18 protein-coding genes are annotated in these 19,084 nt (G+C 65.5%); 14 read left to right on the plus strand and 4 right to left on the minus strand.

Features of this window, described 5'->3' with window-relative positions:
* Positions 1-43: 43 nt before the first annotated feature.
* The 3 genes from FCT00_RS07325 to FCT00_RS07335 are packed head-to-tail and all read left to right on the plus strand — an operon-like array spanning position 44 to position 4,706.
* A complete protein-coding gene (locus tag FCT00_RS07325; RefSeq protein ID WP_008332028.1) occupies positions 44-1,297 on the plus strand; it encodes a TolC family protein in 1,254 nt (417 codons plus the stop codon).
* Positions 1,294-3,537 carry an ATP-binding cassette domain-containing protein gene (locus FCT00_RS07330; RefSeq protein ID WP_138422430.1) on the plus strand — a complete coding sequence of 748 codons (2,244 nt, stop codon included), beginning with the start codon at positions 1,294-1,296 and terminating at the stop codon, positions 3,535-3,537. Before FCT00_RS07325 ends, FCT00_RS07330 begins: the two co-directional genes overlap by 4 nt.
* Positions 3,537-4,706, plus strand: coding sequence for an HlyD family efflux transporter periplasmic adaptor subunit (locus tag FCT00_RS07335; RefSeq protein WP_138422431.1), 1,170 nt, complete (start codon positions 3,537-3,539; stop codon positions 4,704-4,706). Before FCT00_RS07330 ends, FCT00_RS07335 begins: the two co-directional genes overlap by 1 nt.
* A 91-nt stretch (positions 4,707-4,797) precedes the next feature.
* On the opposite strand, the gene FCT00_RS07340 is transcribed toward FCT00_RS07335, so the two are convergent.
* Complete coding sequence (locus tag FCT00_RS07340; RefSeq protein WP_138422432.1) at positions 4,798-5,751, minus strand: L-threonylcarbamoyladenylate synthase; 954 nt, start codon at positions 5,749-5,751, stop codon at positions 4,798-4,800.
* Between the two features lie 98 nt (positions 5,752-5,849).
* Here FCT00_RS07340 and FCT00_RS07345 point away from each other — a divergent pair, with 98 nt between their 5' ends.
* The 7 genes from FCT00_RS07345 (at position 5,850) to FCT00_RS07375 (ending at position 11,553) form a co-directional block, all read left to right on the plus strand.
* Entirely contained in the window at positions 5,850-7,565 is a 1,716-nt protein-coding gene (locus tag FCT00_RS07345; protein ID WP_138422433.1) for an acyl-CoA dehydrogenase, read from the plus strand.
* A gap of 8 nt (positions 7,566-7,573) precedes the next feature.
* Positions 7,574-8,605 (plus strand): MBL fold metallo-hydrolase, encoded by a 1,032-nt coding sequence (locus FCT00_RS07350; protein WP_040885675.1) that lies wholly within the window; start codon positions 7,574-7,576, stop codon positions 8,603-8,605.
* A 2-nt stretch (positions 8,606-8,607) separates the two neighbouring features.
* On the plus strand, positions 8,608-9,069 hold the full coding sequence (locus FCT00_RS07355) for a DUF6173 family protein (protein WP_407943652.1): 462 nt from the start codon (positions 8,608-8,610) through the stop codon (positions 9,067-9,069).
* An 81-nt stretch (positions 9,070-9,150) separates the two neighbouring features.
* Entirely contained in the window at positions 9,151-9,285 is a 135-nt protein-coding gene (locus FCT00_RS07360; RefSeq protein WP_008332009.1) for an aa3-type cytochrome c oxidase subunit IV, read from the plus strand.
* A 57-nt stretch (positions 9,286-9,342) separates the two neighbouring features.
* Entirely contained in the window at positions 9,343-9,936 is a 594-nt protein-coding gene (locus FCT00_RS07365; protein ID WP_008332007.1) for a hypothetical protein, read from the plus strand.
* Positions 9,937-10,028: 92 nt separating this feature from the next.
* Positions 10,029-10,760 carry a metallophosphoesterase gene (locus FCT00_RS07370; protein ID WP_138422435.1) on the plus strand — a complete coding sequence of 244 codons (732 nt, stop codon included), beginning with the start codon at positions 10,029-10,031 and terminating at the stop codon, positions 10,758-10,760.
* Positions 10,753-11,553 (plus strand): hypothetical protein, encoded by an 801-nt coding sequence (locus FCT00_RS07375; protein WP_138422436.1) that lies wholly within the window; start codon positions 10,753-10,755, stop codon positions 11,551-11,553. Before FCT00_RS07370 ends, FCT00_RS07375 begins: the two co-directional genes overlap by 8 nt.
* A 60-nt stretch (positions 11,554-11,613) precedes the next feature.
* Here FCT00_RS07375 and pnp read toward each other — a convergent pair whose 3' ends face one another.
* Positions 11,614-13,764 carry a polyribonucleotide nucleotidyltransferase gene (gene pnp, locus FCT00_RS07380; RefSeq protein ID WP_138422437.1) on the minus strand — a complete coding sequence of 717 codons (2,151 nt, stop codon included), beginning with the start codon at positions 13,762-13,764 and terminating at the stop codon, positions 11,614-11,616.
* A gap of 259 nt (positions 13,765-14,023) precedes the next feature.
* Here pnp and FCT00_RS07385 point away from each other — a divergent pair, with 259 nt between their 5' ends.
* Together FCT00_RS07385 and FCT00_RS07390 are read left to right on the plus strand one after the other, a co-directional pair.
* Entirely contained in the window at positions 14,024-14,593 is a 570-nt protein-coding gene (locus FCT00_RS07385; RefSeq protein ID WP_138422438.1) for a YceI family protein, read from the plus strand.
* Between the two features lies 1 nt (position 14,594).
* Positions 14,595-15,155 carry a cytochrome b gene (locus tag FCT00_RS07390; protein WP_138422439.1) on the plus strand — a complete coding sequence of 187 codons (561 nt, stop codon included), beginning with the start codon at positions 14,595-14,597 and terminating at the stop codon, positions 15,153-15,155.
* 34 nt (positions 15,156-15,189) lie between these two features.
* Here the strand turns inward: FCT00_RS07390 and rpsO are convergent, their stop codons facing one another.
* Both rpsO and FCT00_RS21595 read right to left on the minus strand, forming a co-directional pair.
* Positions 15,190-15,459 (minus strand): 30S ribosomal protein S15, encoded by a 270-nt coding sequence (gene rpsO, locus FCT00_RS07395; RefSeq protein ID WP_138422440.1) that lies wholly within the window; start codon positions 15,457-15,459, stop codon positions 15,190-15,192.
* Positions 15,460-15,586: 127 nt separating this feature from the next.
* Entirely contained in the window at positions 15,587-16,033 is a 447-nt protein-coding gene (locus FCT00_RS21595) for a DUF5665 domain-containing protein (RefSeq protein WP_212747996.1), read from the minus strand.
* 182 nt (positions 16,034-16,215) lie between these two features.
* On the opposite strand from FCT00_RS21595, the gene FCT00_RS07405 reads away from it, so the two are divergent.
* Positions 16,216-17,553, plus strand: coding sequence for a calcium-binding protein (locus FCT00_RS07405; protein ID WP_138422441.1), 1,338 nt, complete (start codon positions 16,216-16,218; stop codon positions 17,551-17,553).
* 96 nt (positions 17,554-17,649) lie between these two features.
* On the plus strand, positions 17,650-19,050 hold the full coding sequence (locus tag FCT00_RS07410; protein WP_138422442.1) for a dihydrolipoyl dehydrogenase: 1,401 nt from the start codon (positions 17,650-17,652) through the stop codon (positions 19,048-19,050).
* The last annotated feature ends 34 nt before the right edge of the window (positions 19,051-19,084 follow it).

Genomic DNA, 19,084 nt, shown 5'->3' on the forward strand with positions numbered 1-19,084 from the left:
GGGAGTACTGGCAGCCACGGCTTGCGTGGCCCTGTCGGGATGCATGAGCGACGGATTCGCGACAAGCGACGATCCGGACGTCACCCGCAATGCGGGCGCCTTCGCCGAAGCGCAGGGCGAGCGTGGCGAAGACCACCAGTCACAGATCATCGAAGCCCTGATCGCGCGCCGGTCCGTCCTGCCGGAGGGGTCGTCCTATGCCCGCGTGGCCGATGCCACCCTCGCCGCCTCGTCCCGCACGGCCGAGGCGGAGCTGCGGCAGGCCCGCCTACGCTCCCGCGCCGCCGACAAGAACTGGCTTCCGTCGCTCGGCCCGAGCGTGAGCCTTCTGTCGCTGTCGTCCATCGTCGCCTCGCTCGTCGTGGATCAGGTCCTGTTCGACTTCGGCAAGAAGAAGGCCGAGCGCGAGTTCGCCCGCGCGGATGTCGAGGCGGCTGCGGTCGCCCTTTCGCAGGATGAAAACGACCGTGTCCATACGGCGCTGTCGCTCTACCTCAAATCCGAGGAAGCGCGCGAACTTGCGGCGGCGAGCGGCGGGGCCGTCACCCGGATGCGCGAAATGGAAACGATCATGGCAAAGCGGGTCGAAGGCGGCATCTCGGACATGTCCGAACTTGCCGTGATCCGCTCGAAGGTCGCGGAACTCGCCGCGACGCAGGCGGATGCCGTTCAGGCGGGTCGCACGGCCCGCGCCGAACTGGCCGCGATGACCGCAGGGTCGCTCGACACCGTTCATGGCATCGCCAAGCTGACCATACCCGGCGATGCCGTCGATCCCCTGTCGCTTCACCTAGCCCATGCCGAACGTGACCGCGACATCGCCGAGGCCGCAATCGCCCGCGCCGGGCTGTTGCCGGGTCTGTCCGCCGGGGCCGCGATCTCCAGCCGTGACGGTGTGACAGGGCCCGATCTGGTCCTGTCCTCGGACAACGGCATCGGGTTTTCGACGCCCGACAACCTCAAGGCCGTCGATGCATCGAAAGAGGCCGCCGAGCGCCGGGTCGCGCAGGCGCGCGAAGACGCCGCCCGCCGCCTTGCCGCCCTGTCGCAGGAACGGGCGGGCCTTGCCGCCCGCGCCGGTCGCGCCGTCGATCTGGCGGCTCAGGGGCAGGCCAATGCCAACCTCTTCCGCCGCCAGTTCGATGCGGGCACCCGCACGGTGTCCGAAGTGGTGACGGTGATCGAGTCCATGGCGCGGCTGGAAGCCGAAGCGATTGCCGCGAAATACGCGGGCGCACGGGCCGATATCGAAATCGCGCGCGAACTCGGTCTGCTCGCCGACGGGGGCGAGATATGACGAACACGGTCGCCTTCCCCTCGATCACAGGCGCCGCTGTCCGCGCCCGGCCCGACAGCGCCAATACCGCCGAAGCGCCGCGCATCCGCGTGAAGTCGAGCGAAACCAAGGTCGAAAAGCGCGAAGGCCCGGACCCCAACCGGCTTTTGCGTCGGGCGCAACTGCTCGCCGTATACGCCCGGCAACTCGGCGCGAAACCGGCGGTGCAGGACATTCTGGAGGCGATGCTCGCGCGCAATCCGGGCGAAACCATCGACGCGGAAACGCTTGCGGTCGGCCTCAGGGCCACGGGCCTTCAGGTTCAGACCAAGTCCGACCCGGACCCCGACGGGCTTCCGGTCATCACCATGATGAAGAACGGGCAGGCGGTGCTTGTCCTCGATCAGCATGGCGACACGCTCACCCTCTACGAAGAAGGTGCCCCCGATGGCAGGGCCGAAGTGCCTGTATCGGATTTCGCGCCGGTTTACGCCGGTGTCACCGTCCGGGCCTTCGCCCCCGCGGCCAGGCTGGACGAGCGGCACGCCTTGGCCAAACGCCCGCCGCACTGGTTCTGGGGCGAACTTGCGAAGCACAAGAAGCATTTCGGCGATGTGGCGCTGGGCAGTTTCGTGGCCAACCTGCTGGCGGTGTCCGTCGCGCTGTTTTCGCTTCAGGTCTATGACCGCGTGATACCGCACCAGTCGGTGCCGACCCTCTGGATGCTGGCGCTTGGCGCCGGACTGGCGCTCGCACTTGAAGGCGGCATCAAGATCGCGCGGGCGCGGTTGATGGACGGGGCCGGGCGGCATATCGAGCTCACCGTCCAATCGCTTCTCCTGTCCCGCATTCTCGGGATGCGATCCGACAAACGACCCACCACCCCATCGGGCCTGTTCGCGGCGATGCGGGAGTTTTCGTCGGTCCGCGAATTCTTCACGGCGTCCTCCATCGGATCGCTGACGGATATTCCGTTCATCATCCTGTTTCTGGCGCTCGTATCGTCGATTGCCGGACCCATCGTTCTGGTGCTGATCGCAGGCGGGGTGCTCATGATCCTGCCGGGCCTGTTCCTGCAACGGCGGATGGTCGAACTCAGCCGCCAGACGCAGGGCGCCTCGGCCAAGACCTCGCGCCTCTTGCACGAGGCGATCTACGACCTCGACACGATCAAATCGGCGCGGGGCGAGGCGCGGTTCATGCGGCTCTGGCACGAGTTGACGACGCTGTCGGCGCTGAAATCGACCGAGCAGCGGCGGCTGTCCGCGCTTCTCACCTTCTGGGCGCAGGGGGTGCAGCAGGCGACCTATGTCGCTGCCGTCATCGCGGGCACCTATCTGGTGTTCGCGGGCGAATTCACCGTTGGCACGATCATCGCCGTCGGCATCCTGTCGGGCCGCACGCTCGCCCCGCTCACGCAACTCGCCGGAACGCTCGCCCGCTGGTCGAACGTCAAGAACGCGCTGTCCGGGCTGGATGCCGTCGCGACCGCCGAACAGGACGCCGCCGAAGGGCGCACGCTTCTGCGCCGTGACGTGATCCACGGCGCCTTCGAACTGCGTGAGGCGGGTTTCGCCTACGACGACGAAGCCCCCGTGCTCGACGTGCCGGGGCTGGCCATCGAAGCGGGCCAGCACATCGCCGTGCTCGGCGCGAACGGATCGGGCAAGTCGACGCTGCTGAAGATGCTCGCGGGCCTTTACGGACCGACCAAAGGCCGTGTCATGATCGACGGTGTGGACATGGGCCAGATCGAACCGCGCGATCTGCGCCGCAACGTGGGTTATCTGGGGCAGGACGTGCGCCTGTTCGCCGGAACCCTACGCGACAACCTAGACCTCGCGCTTCTGGAACGCGACGACGACCGCCTGCTTGCCGCGCTCGATTTCGCGGGCCTCGGCCCCTATGTGCGTGGCCATGCCAAGGGCCTCGACCTTGAAATCCGCGACAATGGCGAAGGGTTGTCGGCTGGACAGCGCCAGTCGATCGGCTGGGCGCGCATCTGGCTTCAGGACCCGCGCGTCGTGCTTCTTGACGAACCCACCGCCGCGCTCGACACCACATTGGAAACGACGCTGGTGTCGCGCCTTCAGACGTGGCTGGAGGGGCGCACGGCGGTCATCGCGACCCACCGCGTGCCGATCCTCGCCTTGACCGAACGCACCGTGATCCTGCAAAACGGCCGCCTCGCGGTCGATGGTCCGCGCGACGAGGTGCTGGCCCATCTGCGCGACGCGCAAGCACGACGGGAGGCCGGCTGATGGCGGTGATCGACGCAGAATTCGAAGCGGGGCTGAAACGGCCCAGCATGGTCATCTGGGTCTCCGCCGCCGCCGTTGCGGTGTTCGTGTTCTGGGCCGCCATCGCCTGGGTGGACGAGATCGTGCGCGCGCCCGGTGACGTCATCTCATCCGCCCGTCCCCAGATCATCCAGAACCTCGAAGGCGGCATTCTCGCCGAGCTTCTGGTGTCCGAAGGCGACCGGGTCGAACCGGGCGACGTCATCGCGCGCCTGCACGGGACCGAGTTCCGCTCGACCGTCACCGATTACCTCGAACAGATCGCCGCGCTTGAAATCAAACGTCTGCGGCTGGAAGCGGAACTTGCGGGCCATGACACCTTCGACGTGCCCGCCGACCTCGCCGCCCGCACGCCCAACATGGTCGCGTCCGAGGCCGCTTTGCTCGCCGCGCGTCAGGCCGATTTCATCTCGCGCCGGGATGGGGCCAAGCAGGTGCTGGACGAAGCCGCGACCGAATTGCAGCTTCTCGAAAACATGCTCGATCAGAAGATCGTCGCGCTGATCGAAGTGACCAAGGCGCGCAAGGCCCATGCCGACGCGCTGACCCGCCACAACGAGATCGTCACCCAGACCGAACTCAAGCGGGCCGAGGAATATGCCGAGGTGCTGCGCGATCAGGCGACGCTCCGCCAGAACCTCAAGATCGCGCAGGATCAGCTCGACCGGACCGTCCTGACCTCGCCCATGCGCGGGATCGTCAACAACCTCGCCGTGACGACCATCGGCGGCGTCGTCAGGCCGGGCGAGGAACTGGCCGAGATCATCCCGCTCGGCGATCAGATCCTCGTCGAAGCCCGCGTGAAGCCCGAGGACATCGCCAACGTCCAGCCGGGCCAGCAGGCAACGGTCAAGCTGTCGGCCTACGATTACACCATCTACGGCTCGCTCAAGGGCACCGTGGACCTGATCTCGGCGGATACGTTCAAGGACGACCGGGTGCGCGATGGCGACCCGCACTACCGCGTGATCCTCAGCCTCGACCTGTCCGGCCTGACCGACCGCCAGCGCAGCCTGGAAATCCGCCCCGGCATGGTCGCGGACGTGGAACTCCACACCGGATCGAAGACGATCCTGCACTACCTGATGAAGCCGCTCTACAAGAGCCGCGAAGCCTTCCGCGAACCCTGAGCGCTTCCTACTTCTCTGTTTCAAAAATACTTCGGGGAGCGCGAGGGGCAGCGCCCCTCGCATGGATCGTGGCAGCTTGCTGCCGCGAAACTCAGTCCCGCGGTGCCGCTGCTCGCCTGAGCCGGTCGTTGATCGCCCGTCCCAACCCTGTGTCTGGCACGGGGGCCACCGCAATCGGTCCGTCGCCAGCCGCGTCCAATGCATGCAACATACGAAAAAGGTTCGCCGCCGCCTCGACCAGATCGCCGGAGGGCGACAGGTTCATCTCGCCGTCCGCATCTCCGAACCCCAGCATCCGCTCACCGGGCCGCGCGGCTTCGGCATCGAGCCGAACCCGCGCGTCGGGCGCGTAGTGCGAGGCCAACTGACCCGGCGCGTTGATCCCCGCGCCCTCTGCGCGTCTGGCGAGCGGTGCGCCCAGCGCGTCTTCGATGGCTTCGGCGGGTAGCCCGCCGGGGCGCAGCAGGACGGGTTCGGGATTGAACCCGACGATGGTGCTTTCGACGCCGACCGAACAGGGTCCGCCGTCCAGCACCGCCTCGATCCGTCCGCCAAGACCCGCGAGCACGTGCGCCGCCTCGGTCGGGCTGATCCGGCCCGAGGGGTTCGCGGAGGGGGCGACGACGGGCCTCCCGACGGCGCGGAGGAGCTTTTGCGCCAGCGGATGATCGGGAATGCGCACGGCAACGGTCGTCAGACCGGCACTGACCAACGGCGACAGGCCGGCATCCGCCCGCATCGGCAGCACCAGCGTCAGGGGGCCGGGCCAGAACGCCTGCGCAAGATCGTGCGCGCGTCCTGACAGTTCCGCGATCTTCGACACCGCCTCCAGATCAGGCACATGCGCGATCAGAGGATTGAAATGGGGCCGGCCCTTCGCCTCGAAAATCCGGGCGACGGCGATGTCGTCGGTCGCGACGCCGCCAAGGCCATAGACGGTTTCGGTCGGGAAGCTGACAAGCCCGCCCGCAAGCAGGACCTCGGCGGCCCGCGCGATCCCGGTGTCATCCGGCACCAGTCGTTCGGTGGCGTGCAGATCGGCCATGACGCCGCGTTTCCCTTGTGTCGAAAGCGATTAGTCTTAGGTTCCGGCCAACTGCCTAGCGTGGCAGTCGCGCTTTCACAAGCCAACGGGAGGTTCCCATGCCCTATCGCGCCCCGGTCGCCGATTTCCAATTCCTGCTCGATCACGTCGTCGGCTTCGAGGCCGTCCCCGCGACCGAAAAATTCGCCGAGGCGACGGCCGATACCGTGACCGCGATCCTGACCGAGGCGGGAAAGCTGGCGGATGAGGTGATCGCACCGCTTCAGCGCAACGGCGACCTTCAGGGCGCGGTGCTCGAAAACGGCGTGGTCCGTTCGAGCCCGGGCTTCAAGGAAGGCTATGAAGCGATGGCGGAAGGCGGCTGGATCGGCATTTCCGGCGATCCGGAATACGGCGGCATGGGCCTGCCCTTCACGCTGACGGCCAGCGTCAACGACATGATCGCGGGCGCCTGCCTTGCCATCGGTCTGAACCCGCTTCTGACGCAGGGCCAGATCGAGGCGCTCGAAGCCCATGCGTCGGACGAACTCAAGGACCTATACCTGCCCAAGCTGACCAGCGGCGAATGGACTGGGACGATGAACCTGACCGAACCGCAGGCGGGCTCGGACGTGGGCGCGCTGACGACCAAGGCCGTGCCGAACGGCGACGGAACTTTCGCGATCACCGGGCAGAAGATCTATATCTCTTGGGGCGATCACGACATGGCCGAAAACATCTGCCACCTCGTCCTCGCCCGTCTGCCCGACGGGGCGCCGGGCACCAAGGGCATCAGCCTGTTCATGGTGCCGAAGTATATCCCCGACGAGAACGGCAATCCCGGCAAGGCCAACGACCTGCGCGTCGTGTCGCTTGAGCACAAGATGGGCCTGCACGGCTCGCCCACCTGCGTCATGAGTTACGAGGGCGCGATCGGCTGGATCGTGGGCGAGGAACACGCCGGCATGGCCGCGATGTTCACCATGATGAACAACGCCCGCCTGAACGTGGGCGTTCAGGGTGTCGGCGTGGCCGAGGGTGCCTATCAGCACGCGCTCGCCTATGCGCTGGACCGCAAGCAGGGCAAGACGCCCGTCGAGAACGGCACCGGCACAATCGCGGATTTCGCCGACGTGCGCCGGATGCTCGTCCAGATGCGTGCCGAAACCTATGCCGCGCGTGCCATATCGCTGGCCTGTTCCACGGCAATCGACATGGCCGGGGCAACCGGCGACAAGGGCTGGAAGGCCCGCGCCGCGTTCCTGACGCCCATCGCGAAGTCCTATGGGACGGACACGGGCATCAAGGTCGCGGAACTCGGCGTGCAGGTGCATGGCGGCATGGGATATGTCGAGGAAACCGGCGCCGCGCAGTATTACCGCGACGTGCGCGTGACCTCTATCTACGAAGGCACCAACGGTATTCAGGCGATGGACCTCGTCGCCCGTAAGATGATGGACGGGGGCGACATGGCCTTCCGCCTGCTGGACGAGATCGAGGGAACGGCGGAAGGGGCGCGCGAAACGCTCGGGGAACTGGCCAAGCCCGTCTGGGAAGCGGCCGAAACCCTGCGTGAGGCGACCGAATGGCTCGTCGAGCAGGACCTGCAAACGCGCTTTGCGGGGGCCGTGCCCTATCAATCGGCTTTCGCTCGTGTTCTGGGGGCTTATTATCACCTCAAGTCGGCGATCGCGGAGGAGGGCCGGGGGCCCCGCACCGCCTTGGCCGCGTTCTATGTCGAGCGGCTTCTGCCCGACCACGCGTCGTTGCTGGAGCAGGCGCGGGCCGGAGCGGAAGGGCTCTATGCCCTTTCGGTCGAGGATCTGGCGGTTTGAACGTGCATTTGAGTTTTCCATGGGAGACGGCGCCCGACATCGGTGAAGCCGTCGAGGTCGCGGACGGGGTGCTCTGGTTCCGCCTGCCGCTGCCCATGAAACTCGACCATGTGAATGTCTTCGCCTTCGACGAGGGCGATGGATGGACGCTGATCGACACGGGGTTCGATTCGAAAAAGACCCGCGCGATCTGGGAGGGCCTGTTGGCCGGACCCCTCGGCGGCAAGCCGATCAAGCGCCTGATCGTCACGCATCACCACCCCGACCACATCGGGCTGGCCGGCTGGTTTCAGCGCGAACATGGCGCCGAACTCGTCACCACCCGCACCGCGTGGCTCATGGCCCGGATGCTCAGGCTCGACGAGCACGAAAAGCCGGTGGACGAGACTCTGGCGTTCTGGCGGTCCGCCGGGATGGACCGCGCGATCTACGAACAACGGGCACGCGAACGGCCCTTTAACTTTGCCGACGTGGTAGCCGAACTCCCGCTGGGGTTCACGCGCGTCAAGGAAGGCGACACGATCACCTTCGGAGGCCGGACGTGGGACGTGCGGATCGGCAACGGACATGCGCCGGAGCACGCGACCTTCTGGTCGCAGGACGACAACCTCGTTCATGGCGGCGATCAGCTTCTCGCCACCATCAGCCCCAATCTCGGCGTCTACGCGACCGAGCCCGAGGCCGACCCGGTGGGCGAGTGGCTGGAAAGCTGCCGCAAGCTCATCCATTTCGCCCGTGACGAACAGCTGGTCCTGCCGGGCCACAAGCTGCCCTACAAGGGTCTGCCGACCCGGATGCGCCAGTTGATCCAGAACCACCACTCGGCGCTGGAGCGGCTCGAAGCCTACCTCGACACGCCGAAAACCGCGGTCGAGTGCTTCCCGGCGATCTTCAAGCGCACCATTGGCGAAGGGGAATACGGCCTCGCGCTGGTCGAGGCGCTGGCCCACCTCAATCACCTGTTCCAGACCGGCAAGGTCACGCGCACCCGGCGCGACGACGATGCGTGGCTGTGGCAGGCGAAAGGGGGCCGCGCGTGAGCGTGAGCGCGATCGGAGAGAAGAAACATCCGCGCCGCGCCGTCGCCCGGTGTTCGGACCACGACGCACCGACCGCCGAAGAGACACCGCTGCCGCCATCGGTCGCCGACACGCCGCCAGAGGACAAGAGCCCGGCGGAATGGGCCTATCAGCGCATCATCCTTTATATCCAGAACTTCGAAGAGCAGCTCGACAACGAGCATGAGGTCGCGATGGGCTTTACCGGCTCGGATGCGGGCGTGCTCAGGATTGAGGGGATCGGGTATTTCGCCCCCGACATCGTGACCTTCTACGGCACGGATTTGACGGGCACCAAGACCCAGCTCGTCCAGCACGTCAGCCAGCTCAACGTGATTCTCAGGGCGATGCCCCGGGAAAAGGGCGAAGACGAACCCTATCGCATCGGCTTTCGTCTTGCCGCCGACCTTGAACGCGACGCGGGCGCTACACCGGGCGAAGAATAAGGCATTTGCGCCCATCGCGGCGTGACAGGCCCGCCGAAATCGTCTAATCGACAGCGCGAAACACGGCTGACGAGGGATCAAATGGCTGAACACAAGCACGGCTCGATGGACATTCGGGTGCAGGAAAAGACCTTTGAAGGGTTCATGAAATTCACCGTCCGTTCGGTGATCGCGATCATCGTGGTTCTGATCCTTCTCGCCATCGTCGGCGCCTGAGGAACCGCCGGGCCCTTTGGCCCGGCCTTTTCATTTTCAGACAGGGTGGTTCTGACCATGCGCCGCATCCTTCTTTCGATCATTCTCCTGTTCGGGCTCGCCGCCTGTGCGGCTGAAAGCAAATGGGCTTCGACCGAAGAGGTGACGCGGGCCACGTACGTGCACAACGGTCCGCCGATGATCTCGTTGTTCACGGTGGTCGGTCGCAACAACGGTCAGGGTGGCCATGCGGCGCTGATGATCAACGGGTCGCAGCGCATCCTGTTCGATCCGGCGGGCACCTGGTATCACCCCCAGATCCCCGAGCGGAACGACGTGCATTTCGGCATCTCCGAACCGGCGGTCGAGTTCTACATCGACTACCACGCCCGCATCACGTGGGACGTCTATCGCCACGACATCATCGTAAGCCCCGCCGTCGCCGAAAAGGCGATCCGGCTCGTGCAGGAATACGGCGCCGTGCCCAAGGCGATGTGCACGCAGGCGGTGACCGCCGTGCTGCGCCAGCTTCCGGGCTTCGAGAGCATCGGCTCGACGCTGTTCCCGGTCGCCGCGATGAAGGACTTCAAGGCGCTTCCCGGCGTGACTGAGCGATTCTATCAGGACGACGATCCGAACGACAACGACTACATCCTCGCGCCGCACGTCTGAGGCGGGCGAGGAACGGGACGAGGCCGGGCGATCTGTCCGGCCTTTTCGTTTTGCGGGTTTTGCCCGGACATCCCAGCGGTTAACAGGGCGCCATGAGAACCTATGCTATCGGCGATATCCACGGGCAGCTTTCCGAGCTCGAGCGCGTGCACGATCTGATCGAACGCGACCGCGTGGCCTGCGGCGACCGGGACGCGCCGGCCGTTCACATCGGTGACCTGTGCGACCGGGGGACCGCCACGGCAGGGGTGATCGACTATCTGATGCAGGGCTTGGCCTCCGGTGCGCCGTGGGTCGTTCTGACCGGCAACCATGACCGCATGATGACCGCGTTCCTCGAACCCACGCCGCGCACGCCCGACCGGCTGCTCGCGGGCCTTCACTGGCTCGACGAACGTCTGGGGGGCCGGGAAACGCTGGCCTCCTATGGCGTCGATACGGACCAGCCGATCGAAACCCTTCACGCCGATGCCGTCGCGCGTGTGCCCGTGCGGCATGTCGATTTTCTAAACGACCTTCCCGTCACCTATGAACGCGGCGAGTGTTTTTTCTGTCATGCGGGCGTGCGCCCCGGTGTTCCGCTGGCCGATCAGGTCGAGGACGATCTCGTCTGGATACGAGAGCCGTTCCTGTCGTCCACCGACGACCACGGCAAGCTCATCGTCCATGGTCACACGCCCGCCGATGTCGCGACGCATTACGGCAACCGGCTGAACATCGACAGCGGCGCGGGCTATTTCCGCCCCATGAGCGCCGTCGTGATCGAGGGGCGCGAGGCCTGGTTGCTGACCGAGGGCGGGCGAGCCGTGCTGCCCCGTGGCTAGGACGCCCCGCCATCTGCTGTTGCCGCCCTTCGAGCACCCGCTGCTTGACTGGTGGGCTGAGGACTATGACCACGTCTTCATTGCGTTCAATCCGTTCTTCCGTGTGCCCGGCTACACGCCGCAAACCGCGGCCTATGGCCCGATCCATGCGAACCGCGGTGAATTCGACGACATAGGCGAGTTGATCGACAATCCGCCAGTGCGCGAGAACGAGGCCCCCGAAGGGTTCGAGATCAGGATCAAGGAGCGCGGACAGCCCGTCAGGTGGGATGAGGTTCAGCGCGACATCGGCGCGTCCGACTTCAACACCTTCGCACGCACCGCATGGCTCTGGACGCTGGAGGCGAAGCGGCCGGACATCGACCGCGTGATGGCCGCATCGCTCGACGGTTTGGCCCATTATGGCCTCTATCCGCCCGAAGAGGACACGTTGCCCGTGGTGATGGAGCCGATGATCCACCGCTACCTGACCGCGCTGGGGGTCGACGACGTGACGATCTGGTCCGAGTTCCGGGATGCGTCGGAAGAGATCGACGTTGCCGAGTTCAGCCGCACCAACCCGCCGGTCCGGCTTGAGGAGCATTTCGTCTCGGCCATTTCCTGCGACGATCCGAAGATCCTGATCGCATGGGCCCATGACGGTGTCGAAGCCTTCGTCGCGATGCCGGACGCGGTGCGCCGCGCGGCGCCGCCCGAGCGGTTCTTCGAAGGCCGCTATGCCGGGATCGACACCCATGTCGACTGGCTGAACCCGCACGACTTTTTCGCCCGGAAAACCTCGCGCACGAGCTGACGCGACAAAAAAAGGCCCCGGCGTTTCCACCGGGGCCTCGGTCCTCGAAAGAGGTCCGCCTTACTCAGCGTCTTCTTTCTTTTTCTTTTCTTCCGGCGGCAGTTCCGCGCCGGTTTCCTGGTCGACCATCTTCATGGCGAGGCGGACCTTGCCACGGTCGTCGAAGCCCAGAAGCTTGACGTAGACTTCCTGACCTTCCTTCAACACATCCGATGGATGGTTCAGGCGGCGGTTTTCGATCTGGGACACGTGGACCAGACCGTCACGCTTGCCGAAGAAGTTCACGAAGGCGCCGAAGTCGACGATCTTCACGACCTTGCCCTTGTAGACCTGACCCTCTTCCGGCTCGGCCACGATCGCGTGGATCATGTCATAGGCCTTCTGGATCGAGTCGTTGTTGGGCGAGGCGATCTTGATGACGCCGTCGTCGTTGATGTCGACCTTGGCACCGGACACTTCCACGATCTCGCGGATGACCTTGCCGCCCGAACCGATCACTTCACGGATCTTGTCGGTGGGCACCGTCATCGTCTCGATGCGCGGGGCGTGGGCCGAGAACTCGGTGCGGCCAGCCGACAGCGCCTTGTTCATCTCGCCAAGGATGTGCATCCGGCCGTCCTTCGCCTGCGCGAGGGCCTTTTCCATGATTTCCGGCGTGATACCCGCGACCTTGATGTCCATCTGAAGGGACGTGATGCCGTTTTCGGTGCCAGCCACCTTGAAGTCCATGTCGCCCAAGTGATCCTCGTCGCCAAGGATGTCGGTCAGCACGGCGTAGGACCCGTCGTCTTCCAGCACCAGACCCATCGCCACACCGGCGACCGGAGCCTTCAGCGGCACGGCGGCGTCCATCATGGACAGCGAGCCACCGCAGACCGACGCCATCGAGGACGAGCCGTTCGATTCGGTGATCTCGGACACGACGCGGATGGTGTAGGGGAAATCGGTCGCAGCCGGCAGAACCGCCTGAAGCGCACGCCAGGCCAGCTTGCCGTGGCCGATTTCACGGCGACCCGGCGAACCCACGCGGCCAACCTCACCGACCGAATACGGCGGGAAGTTGTAGTGCAGCAGGAAGTTCGACTTGTAGGTGCCGGTGAGCGCGTCGATCATCTGCTCGTCGTCGCCGGTACCCAGCGTGGTCACGACCAGACCTTGCGTTTCCCCACGGGTGAACAGCGCCGAGCCATGGGTCCGGGGCAGGAGGCCGACTTCGGCGAGGATCGGGCGAACCTGATCCAGCGCACGACCGTCGATCCGCTTGCCTTCCTTCACGACCGAGCCGCGCAGAACGCTGGACTCGAGCTTTTTCAGCGCGGTGCCGAGCGAGGGATCGGCCAGCTGCTCTTCCGACAGCGAGGCTTTGATCTCTTCCTTCGCGGCGGCGACGGCGGCCACACGCTCCTGCTTGTCGGTGATGGCATAGGCGGCGCGCACCTTGTCTTCGCCAGCGGCTTTGACGGCCTCGAAGATCGCGGAATAGTCCGGCGCGGCGAAGTCGAACGGCTCTTTCGCGCTGTCTTCCGCCAGATCGATGATGAGGTCGATGACCGGCTGGATCTGCTCGTGCGCAAAGGTCACGGCGCCCAGCATTTCGGCTTCCGTCAGCTCGTAAGCTTCGGATTCCACCATCATCACGGCGTCTTTGGTGCCGGCGACGACGAGGTCCAGACGCTGATCCGGGTTGTTGCGCAGATCGTGCATGTCGTCGCAGGTCGGGTTCAGGATGTATTCGCCATCCTCATAACCCACGCGGGCACCGGCGATCGGGCCCATGAACGGCGCGCCGGAGATGGTGAGCGCGGCCGACGCGGCGATCATCGCGACGATGTCGGGATCGTTGACGAGGTCGTGGGACAGAACCGTGCACATCACGAGCACTTCGTTCTTGAAGCCCTCGACGAACAGCGGGCGGATCGGACGGTCGATCAGGCGCGCGGTCAGCGTTTCCTTCTCGGTCGGGCGGGCTTCGCGCTTGAAGAAGCCGCCCGGCACTTTACCGGCCGCGTAGTATTTCTCTTGGTAATGAACCGTCAGCGGGAAGAAGTCCTGGCCTTCTTTCTGCTGCTTGGCGAACGTCACGTTCGCCATGACCGACGTTTCGCCCAGCGTGGCGATCACGGTTCCGTCGGCCTGACGGGCAACCTTGCCCGTTTCCAGTGTCAGCGTCTCTTCGCCCCACTGGATGGATTTTTTCACTTCGTTGAACATGTAGCGTATCCTTATGGGAGCACTCCCGGCCCTCCGGGTCTCCCGTTGTCATGGCGGCCCCATTGCCGCCGACCCCTCTACCTTTTCATGCGCCGGGGTCAGAGCGTCACGTCTCAGATGGACGCGCCATACAGGAAAACGCCCACATTTGAAAGGTCAGAAACGCGAGGGGTCTTGTGGCGCGGCAAATGAACCTGTTGCGCGGTCCTGCCGTAATGTCTGACAGTCAAGGTCGGGACGCGCAGGTTGGGAGGATGCGATGCACTATGTCTGGGCAGGCGCGCTTGCGCTGATCTTTTCCGTGTCCGCCGCGTTGGCCGAGCCGGTGAAATACGTGCTGGACGCCGCGAATTCGGTCGTCAGCTACGAGGTCGGCTTCGGGCAGGACAAGATCACGGGGCGTATGCCGATCAAGTCCGCCGACGTGACGCTCGATTTCCAGCGGAACGCCAACAGCAACGTGGCCGTCGTGCTGAACGCAGCCGGGGCGAGCTCCAGCTTTCCCTTCGCAGAGCAGGCTTTGAAAGGCCCCAAGGTGCTGGCGACCGGGCAGTTCCCCGACCTCGTCTTCAGATCGTCGGCATTTCGGATCGGCACCACGACCGCCGAAGTCGATGGGCAGGTGACGATCCGGGGTGTCACACGGCCCATCCGGCTGTCGGCGCAGGTGTTTCGCCAGCAGGGCACCGATCCGGGCGATCTGTCGAAGATGTCGGTGCACATATCCGGCGCGGTCAACCGCTCGGATTTCGGCGCGAACGGGTGGAGCGACATGGTTTCGGACCGCGTGGTGATTCAGATCGTCGCCCGGCTGAACCGGGCAGGCTGAGGTGATCGGGAACGATCCGGACCGGTTCGGTCTGCTGACCCGCCTGATCCACTGGATCACGGCGCTCCTCGTGATCGGGATGCTCGGTTTCGGCACCTATATCGCGCGGATGCAGGTCGATATGTCGAACTTCCACCTGTTCGGCTGGCACAAGACCGTCGGTATAGTCCTGCTGGCTCTGATCGTCCTGCGCATCCTCTGGCATCGCCTGTCGCCGCCCCCGCAGCCGATGGCAACGGTGCCGGGCTGGCAACGTCGGCTCGCGAAAGGCGCGCATATCGCGCTTTACGGTCTCCTGCTGGCGGTGCCGCTGACTGGCTGGATCGCGAGCGCGGCGACCGGGATCGACGTGGTGATATTCGGAACCGTGACGCTTCCACGCATCGCGCCCGTCTCGCAGGCAAGGGAAACCGGGTTCTTCGCCGCGCACGGCGCGCTCACGAAACTGCTCGCCGCCGTTGTTCTGCTTCACATCGCAGGCGCGCTTCATCGGTCGGATGGCACGCTTCGCCGGATGGTGTCGGGCAAGACCGGACCGAACGAAAAACGCCCGCTCAATTGAGCGGGCGCTTCGGGTTCGCGAGGAACCGAAAACCTTAGCGGCGGATGCCGAGGCGTTTGATGAGGTCCTGGTAACGGCCCTCGTCCTTGCCTTTGAGGTAGTCGAGAAGCTTACGACGCTGGGCGACCATCATCAGAAGACCACGGCGGGAGTGGTTGTCCTTTTTGTGGGTCTTGAAGTGCTCGGTCAGCGTGGAAATGCGCTTGGTCAGGATCGCGACCTGAACTTCGGGCGAACCGGTGTCGCCGTCTTTCGTCGCGAATTCCTTGATAAGGCTGTTCTTCTCTTCAGCGGTGATCGACATCGGGGTCTCCTTCAGAGTTAAGGGTTATGGCGCAAGCCGGGATGTCGTCCAGCAGGGCCCGTGGAGTGCGGACAGGTCCGCAGATGCGGGCGTATAGGGGGAATCGCCCAGCAAGGAAAGGCTTTTGTTACTCGGCGGCCGGCGCGGTGATGCCGAAGTCGCCCCGGTCGATCCCATCGTCACCTGCGGGCTGTCCGCCGGGCGAGGGGTTCTCTTCCGCCGCCGCCTCGTCATCCGTCTCGTCCGCGCTGGCCGGTTCTTCGCCTGTTTCCTCTGCGATCCCGTAGCTTTCCGCGTTGTCCGCGTCGATCTCGCGGGCGATGTCGGCGGCCCAATCCCCGATGATCGGGATAAAGTCGATCTGGGCGAGCAGATAGGCGGCGACCGAAACCAGAAAGGTCGCGCCCAGGACGGATCCCAGCCCGAAGGCCAGACCCCGAAACAACTGGAATAGCCCGAGTTTCCACAGATTGTCGTGCAGCCGGATATAGCGATGCCCGTTCAGCTTTGCGACCTCGGCGCGCAATCCGTCGATTTCGTCCGCGATATCGCTGTATCGGTCGTTCTCGGCCATGTGCTCCCCTTCCCGATCACGGTAGGCCGGGCATCCGCGGCTCACAACCGGGTGTTAATGTTGAATTCTTCCTATTTTGGCCCGCCGCGTATCGGTGTTCGTGCTATGTTCGGCCGTCTGCCGGAGTTACCCGGCGCTTGGGGGCCTTGCCGCGGTGCTGCTGACGTTTCCGCCCGGGGTCATTGGTCGGTATCGTCATGGGTGTCGTGCTCGTCCTTCTCGGCCTGTTGCCGCTGCTGTTCCTCGGAGATGTCTTTCCGGGGGCGGGCGACGATGCGTCAGGAGATGACGAAGCCGAAGCCGACGAAGCCCCGCCGAAAAGCCTCGCCTCGCTTCTCGACGATGAAACGGCCAATGGCGACACCTCACCGCTGAAACCGATCACCGACGATCCCGCACCCTACGTCGGTGCCGAGGTCGACCCCGACACGATCCTCACCCCGAACGATGACGACGAGGCGCCGGTGATCGGTGAATGGGTGGACCCCGCGACCGTGCTCGACCCTGTCGATGTCCCCGGTGAGGGCGGCGTCGGCGGGGATGGAAGCACGTTGCAGAACCTTATCGAACGCGAATCCGATTTCAGCATCGGTCTCGGCTGGCTTGGCGATCAGGTCTCGGACACGCAGGATTACCTGTTGGACGACGAAGCATCGCTTGTCGTGCTGCCGCAGGATGGCGCGGGCGAGGGTTCGCTCGACTCGTTCGACGGGACTCCGATCATCGACACCGAGGGGGCTTTGACGGTCGTCGATGGCGCCGGCGGTGACGACACGATCGTGCTCGGGAATGCGGCGACCTATGCCTTCGGCGGTGACGGGGACGACCAGCTTGCAGCCACGACAGGCACCGCCGCCCTGTTCGGCGGGGCGGGCGAAGATGTTCTGTCAGGCGGCCCGATGCCAGCCTTCATGGACGGTGGCACGGGCGACGACACGCTGCTCGGCGGCACGGAAGACGACATGTTGTTCGGCGGGTCGCATGATGGCGCGGGTGCCGACACCGCCGACGACGACTGGATCGACGGCGGTGCGGGCAACGACCGGATCGCGGGCGGCTATGGTGCCGATACCCTGTTCGGCGGCAGCGGCGACGACATCATCGACCATCATGGCCGGGTGGAGGAGGAGGTTGCTTGGGAACGCCACGACTTTGGCTGGCATACCGACGGCGCGCCCGACTCGCTCGACGGTGCCGCAGGCGACGACCTGCTCATCATGGATCGCCACGACACAGCGGCGGGCGGCGAAGGGCTCGATACGTTCTGGGTCTACCATGACGCGGGCGAAGGCATCGGGGCCGCCGAGGTCATGGATTTCGAACCCGGGCTCGATTTTCTGCGCGTGTCCCTGAACCCGGAGCTTGACCATGGCGACCTGACCGTCACTGTCGCGCCCTCGCCGGACGGTCTCGACGCGCAGGTGTCGGTCGACGGTCAGATCGTCGCGATCCTGCGGGGCGCGGTCGATGCGACGGCCTCCGACGTGCTGGTCGATGTGACGCCCGACATCTTCGCCTGACCCTTCGTCGCCATCAAAGTCAGGAACCGCAGGCGGCGCGCGGCGGTTTGTCTTTCGCAATCGAAACTCCGGACACTGGCCGGGAGAAAGGACGAAATGGCGGACCTGACATGCGACGTTGCGGTGATCGGGGCGGGAACCGCAGGAATCGCCGCGGAACGCAGCGCACGCGCACAAGGGGCCAAGACGCTTCTGATCGACCCGGATTTCGCCGGAACGGTGTGCGCCACCGTGGGCTGCATGCCGTCCAAACTGCTGATCGCTGCGGCGCACCGCGCCCATGACGCGCGGACGGCTGGGCTTTTCGGTGTGTCAACGTCGGTGTCCGTGGATGGCGCCGCCGTCATGGCGCGGGTCCGGGCTGAACGCGATGCCTTCGCCGCCGCGACCCGTGCGGGTTTCGACGATCTGCCGGACTGCACCTGCATCCGGGCAAGGGCGCGCTTCACCGGACCGGGCGAGCTTTCGCTCGACGATGGACGAAAGGTCGCGGCGAATGCCATCGTCATCGCCACCGGATCGCACCCCATGGTCCCGCCGCCCTTTCGCGACATCGGCGGGGATCGCGTGCTGACCAACCGGACGGTGTTCGAACAAGCCGACCTTCCCCAAAGCCTCGCCGTGATCGGGGCGGGCGCCATCGGCATCGAACTGGCTCAGGCCTTCGCGCGCCTCGGCGTGCGCGTGGCCGTGTTCGACCAGGGCGACACGATCGCCGGGGCCCGGTGTGACGCGATCCACGACGCGCTGAAGGCGGAACTCACCAAGGACATGGACCTTTTCCTTGGCGTGGACGTGAAGCCCGAGGCCGTGGCGGGCGGCATTCGCCATGTCTGGGAGGCGGGCGACGACACGTTCGACCGTGTGCTGGTGGCGACAGGGCGCCCGCCATCGCTCGACGGGCTCGACCTGTCCGCGTCGGGGCTTCACCTCGACGACAACGGGCTGCCGGACGTCGACCCGGAAACGCTCCGGTGTGGCGACAGCGCGATATTCATGGCGGGGGATGCGAACGCGAACCGACCCGTCCTGCACGAGGCATCGACAGAGGGCGCCGTCGCCGGGCGCAACGCGGCGGCCTTTCCGGACCTCACCCACGCCACCCGGTCCCCCCGGTTCACCATCACCTTCACCGATCCGCCGCTCGTCTCGATCGGGCAGGGGCCGGACGACAGCGCGCAGATCGGCACCGCCGACTACACCGATCAGGGGCGCGCCAAGGTCGAAGCGCGCAATGTCGGGCTCGCCCGGCTCTACGCCGCCGCCCCGGACGGACGACTGATCGGGGCCGATCTGTTCTGCCCCGGCGCGGACCATCTTGGCCATCTCATCGCCTGGGCGGTGGATGCGGGCATGACGGCGAGCGACCTGCTGTCGAAACCGTTCTACCACCCCACGGTCGAAGAAGGGCTGCGCGGTGCGTTGCGCGAAATCTGCCGTGCCGTTCCGCTCGACCTGCCGGGTGATCGCGACACCGGCAACCCACCCGGGATCTGACCCGGACCGCGCAACCGGTTTCTGCGGCGCGGAA

This window comes from Maritimibacter alexandrii (genome assembly GCF_005871115.1).
GTDB classification, from domain to species: domain Bacteria; phylum Pseudomonadota; class Alphaproteobacteria; order Rhodobacterales; family Rhodobacteraceae; genus Maritimibacter; species Maritimibacter alkaliphilus.

Coding starts and splice junctions, on each gene's coding strand:
- FCT00_RS07325 (WP_008332028.1), top strand. CDS start 44: ATGAGCGACGGATTCGCGACAAGCGACGATCCGGACGTCACCCGCAAT.
- FCT00_RS07345 (WP_138422433.1), top strand. CDS start 5,850: ATGCCCTATCGCGCCCCGGTCGCCGATTTCCAATTCCTGCTCGATCAC.
- FCT00_RS07360 (WP_008332009.1), top strand. CDS start 9,151: ATGGCTGAACACAAGCACGGCTCGATGGACATTCGGGTGCAGGAAAAG.
- FCT00_RS07410 (WP_138422442.1), top strand. CDS start 17,650: ATGGCGGACCTGACATGCGACGTTGCGGTGATCGGGGCGGGAACCGCA.
- FCT00_RS07385 (WP_138422438.1), top strand. CDS start 14,024: ATGCACTATGTCTGGGCAGGCGCGCTTGCGCTGATCTTTTCCGTGTCC.
- FCT00_RS07330 (WP_138422430.1), top strand. CDS start 1,294: ATGACGAACACGGTCGCCTTCCCCTCGATCACAGGCGCCGCTGTCCGC.
- FCT00_RS07335 (WP_138422431.1), top strand. CDS start 3,537: ATGGCGGTGATCGACGCAGAATTCGAAGCGGGGCTGAAACGGCCCAGC.
- FCT00_RS21595 (WP_212747996.1), bottom strand. CDS start 16,033: ATGGCCGAGAACGACCGATACAGCGATATCGCGGACGAAATCGACGGA.
- FCT00_RS07365 (WP_008332007.1), top strand. CDS start 9,343: ATGCGCCGCATCCTTCTTTCGATCATTCTCCTGTTCGGGCTCGCCGCC.
- FCT00_RS07370 (WP_138422435.1), top strand. CDS start 10,029: ATGAGAACCTATGCTATCGGCGATATCCACGGGCAGCTTTCCGAGCTC.
- FCT00_RS07340 (WP_138422432.1), bottom strand. CDS start 5,751: ATGGCCGATCTGCACGCCACCGAACGACTGGTGCCGGATGACACCGGG.
- pnp (WP_138422437.1), bottom strand. CDS start 13,764: ATGTTCAACGAAGTGAAAAAATCCATCCAGTGGGGCGAAGAGACGCTG.
- rpsO (WP_138422440.1), bottom strand. CDS start 15,459: ATGTCGATCACCGCTGAAGAGAAGAACAGCCTTATCAAGGAATTCGCG.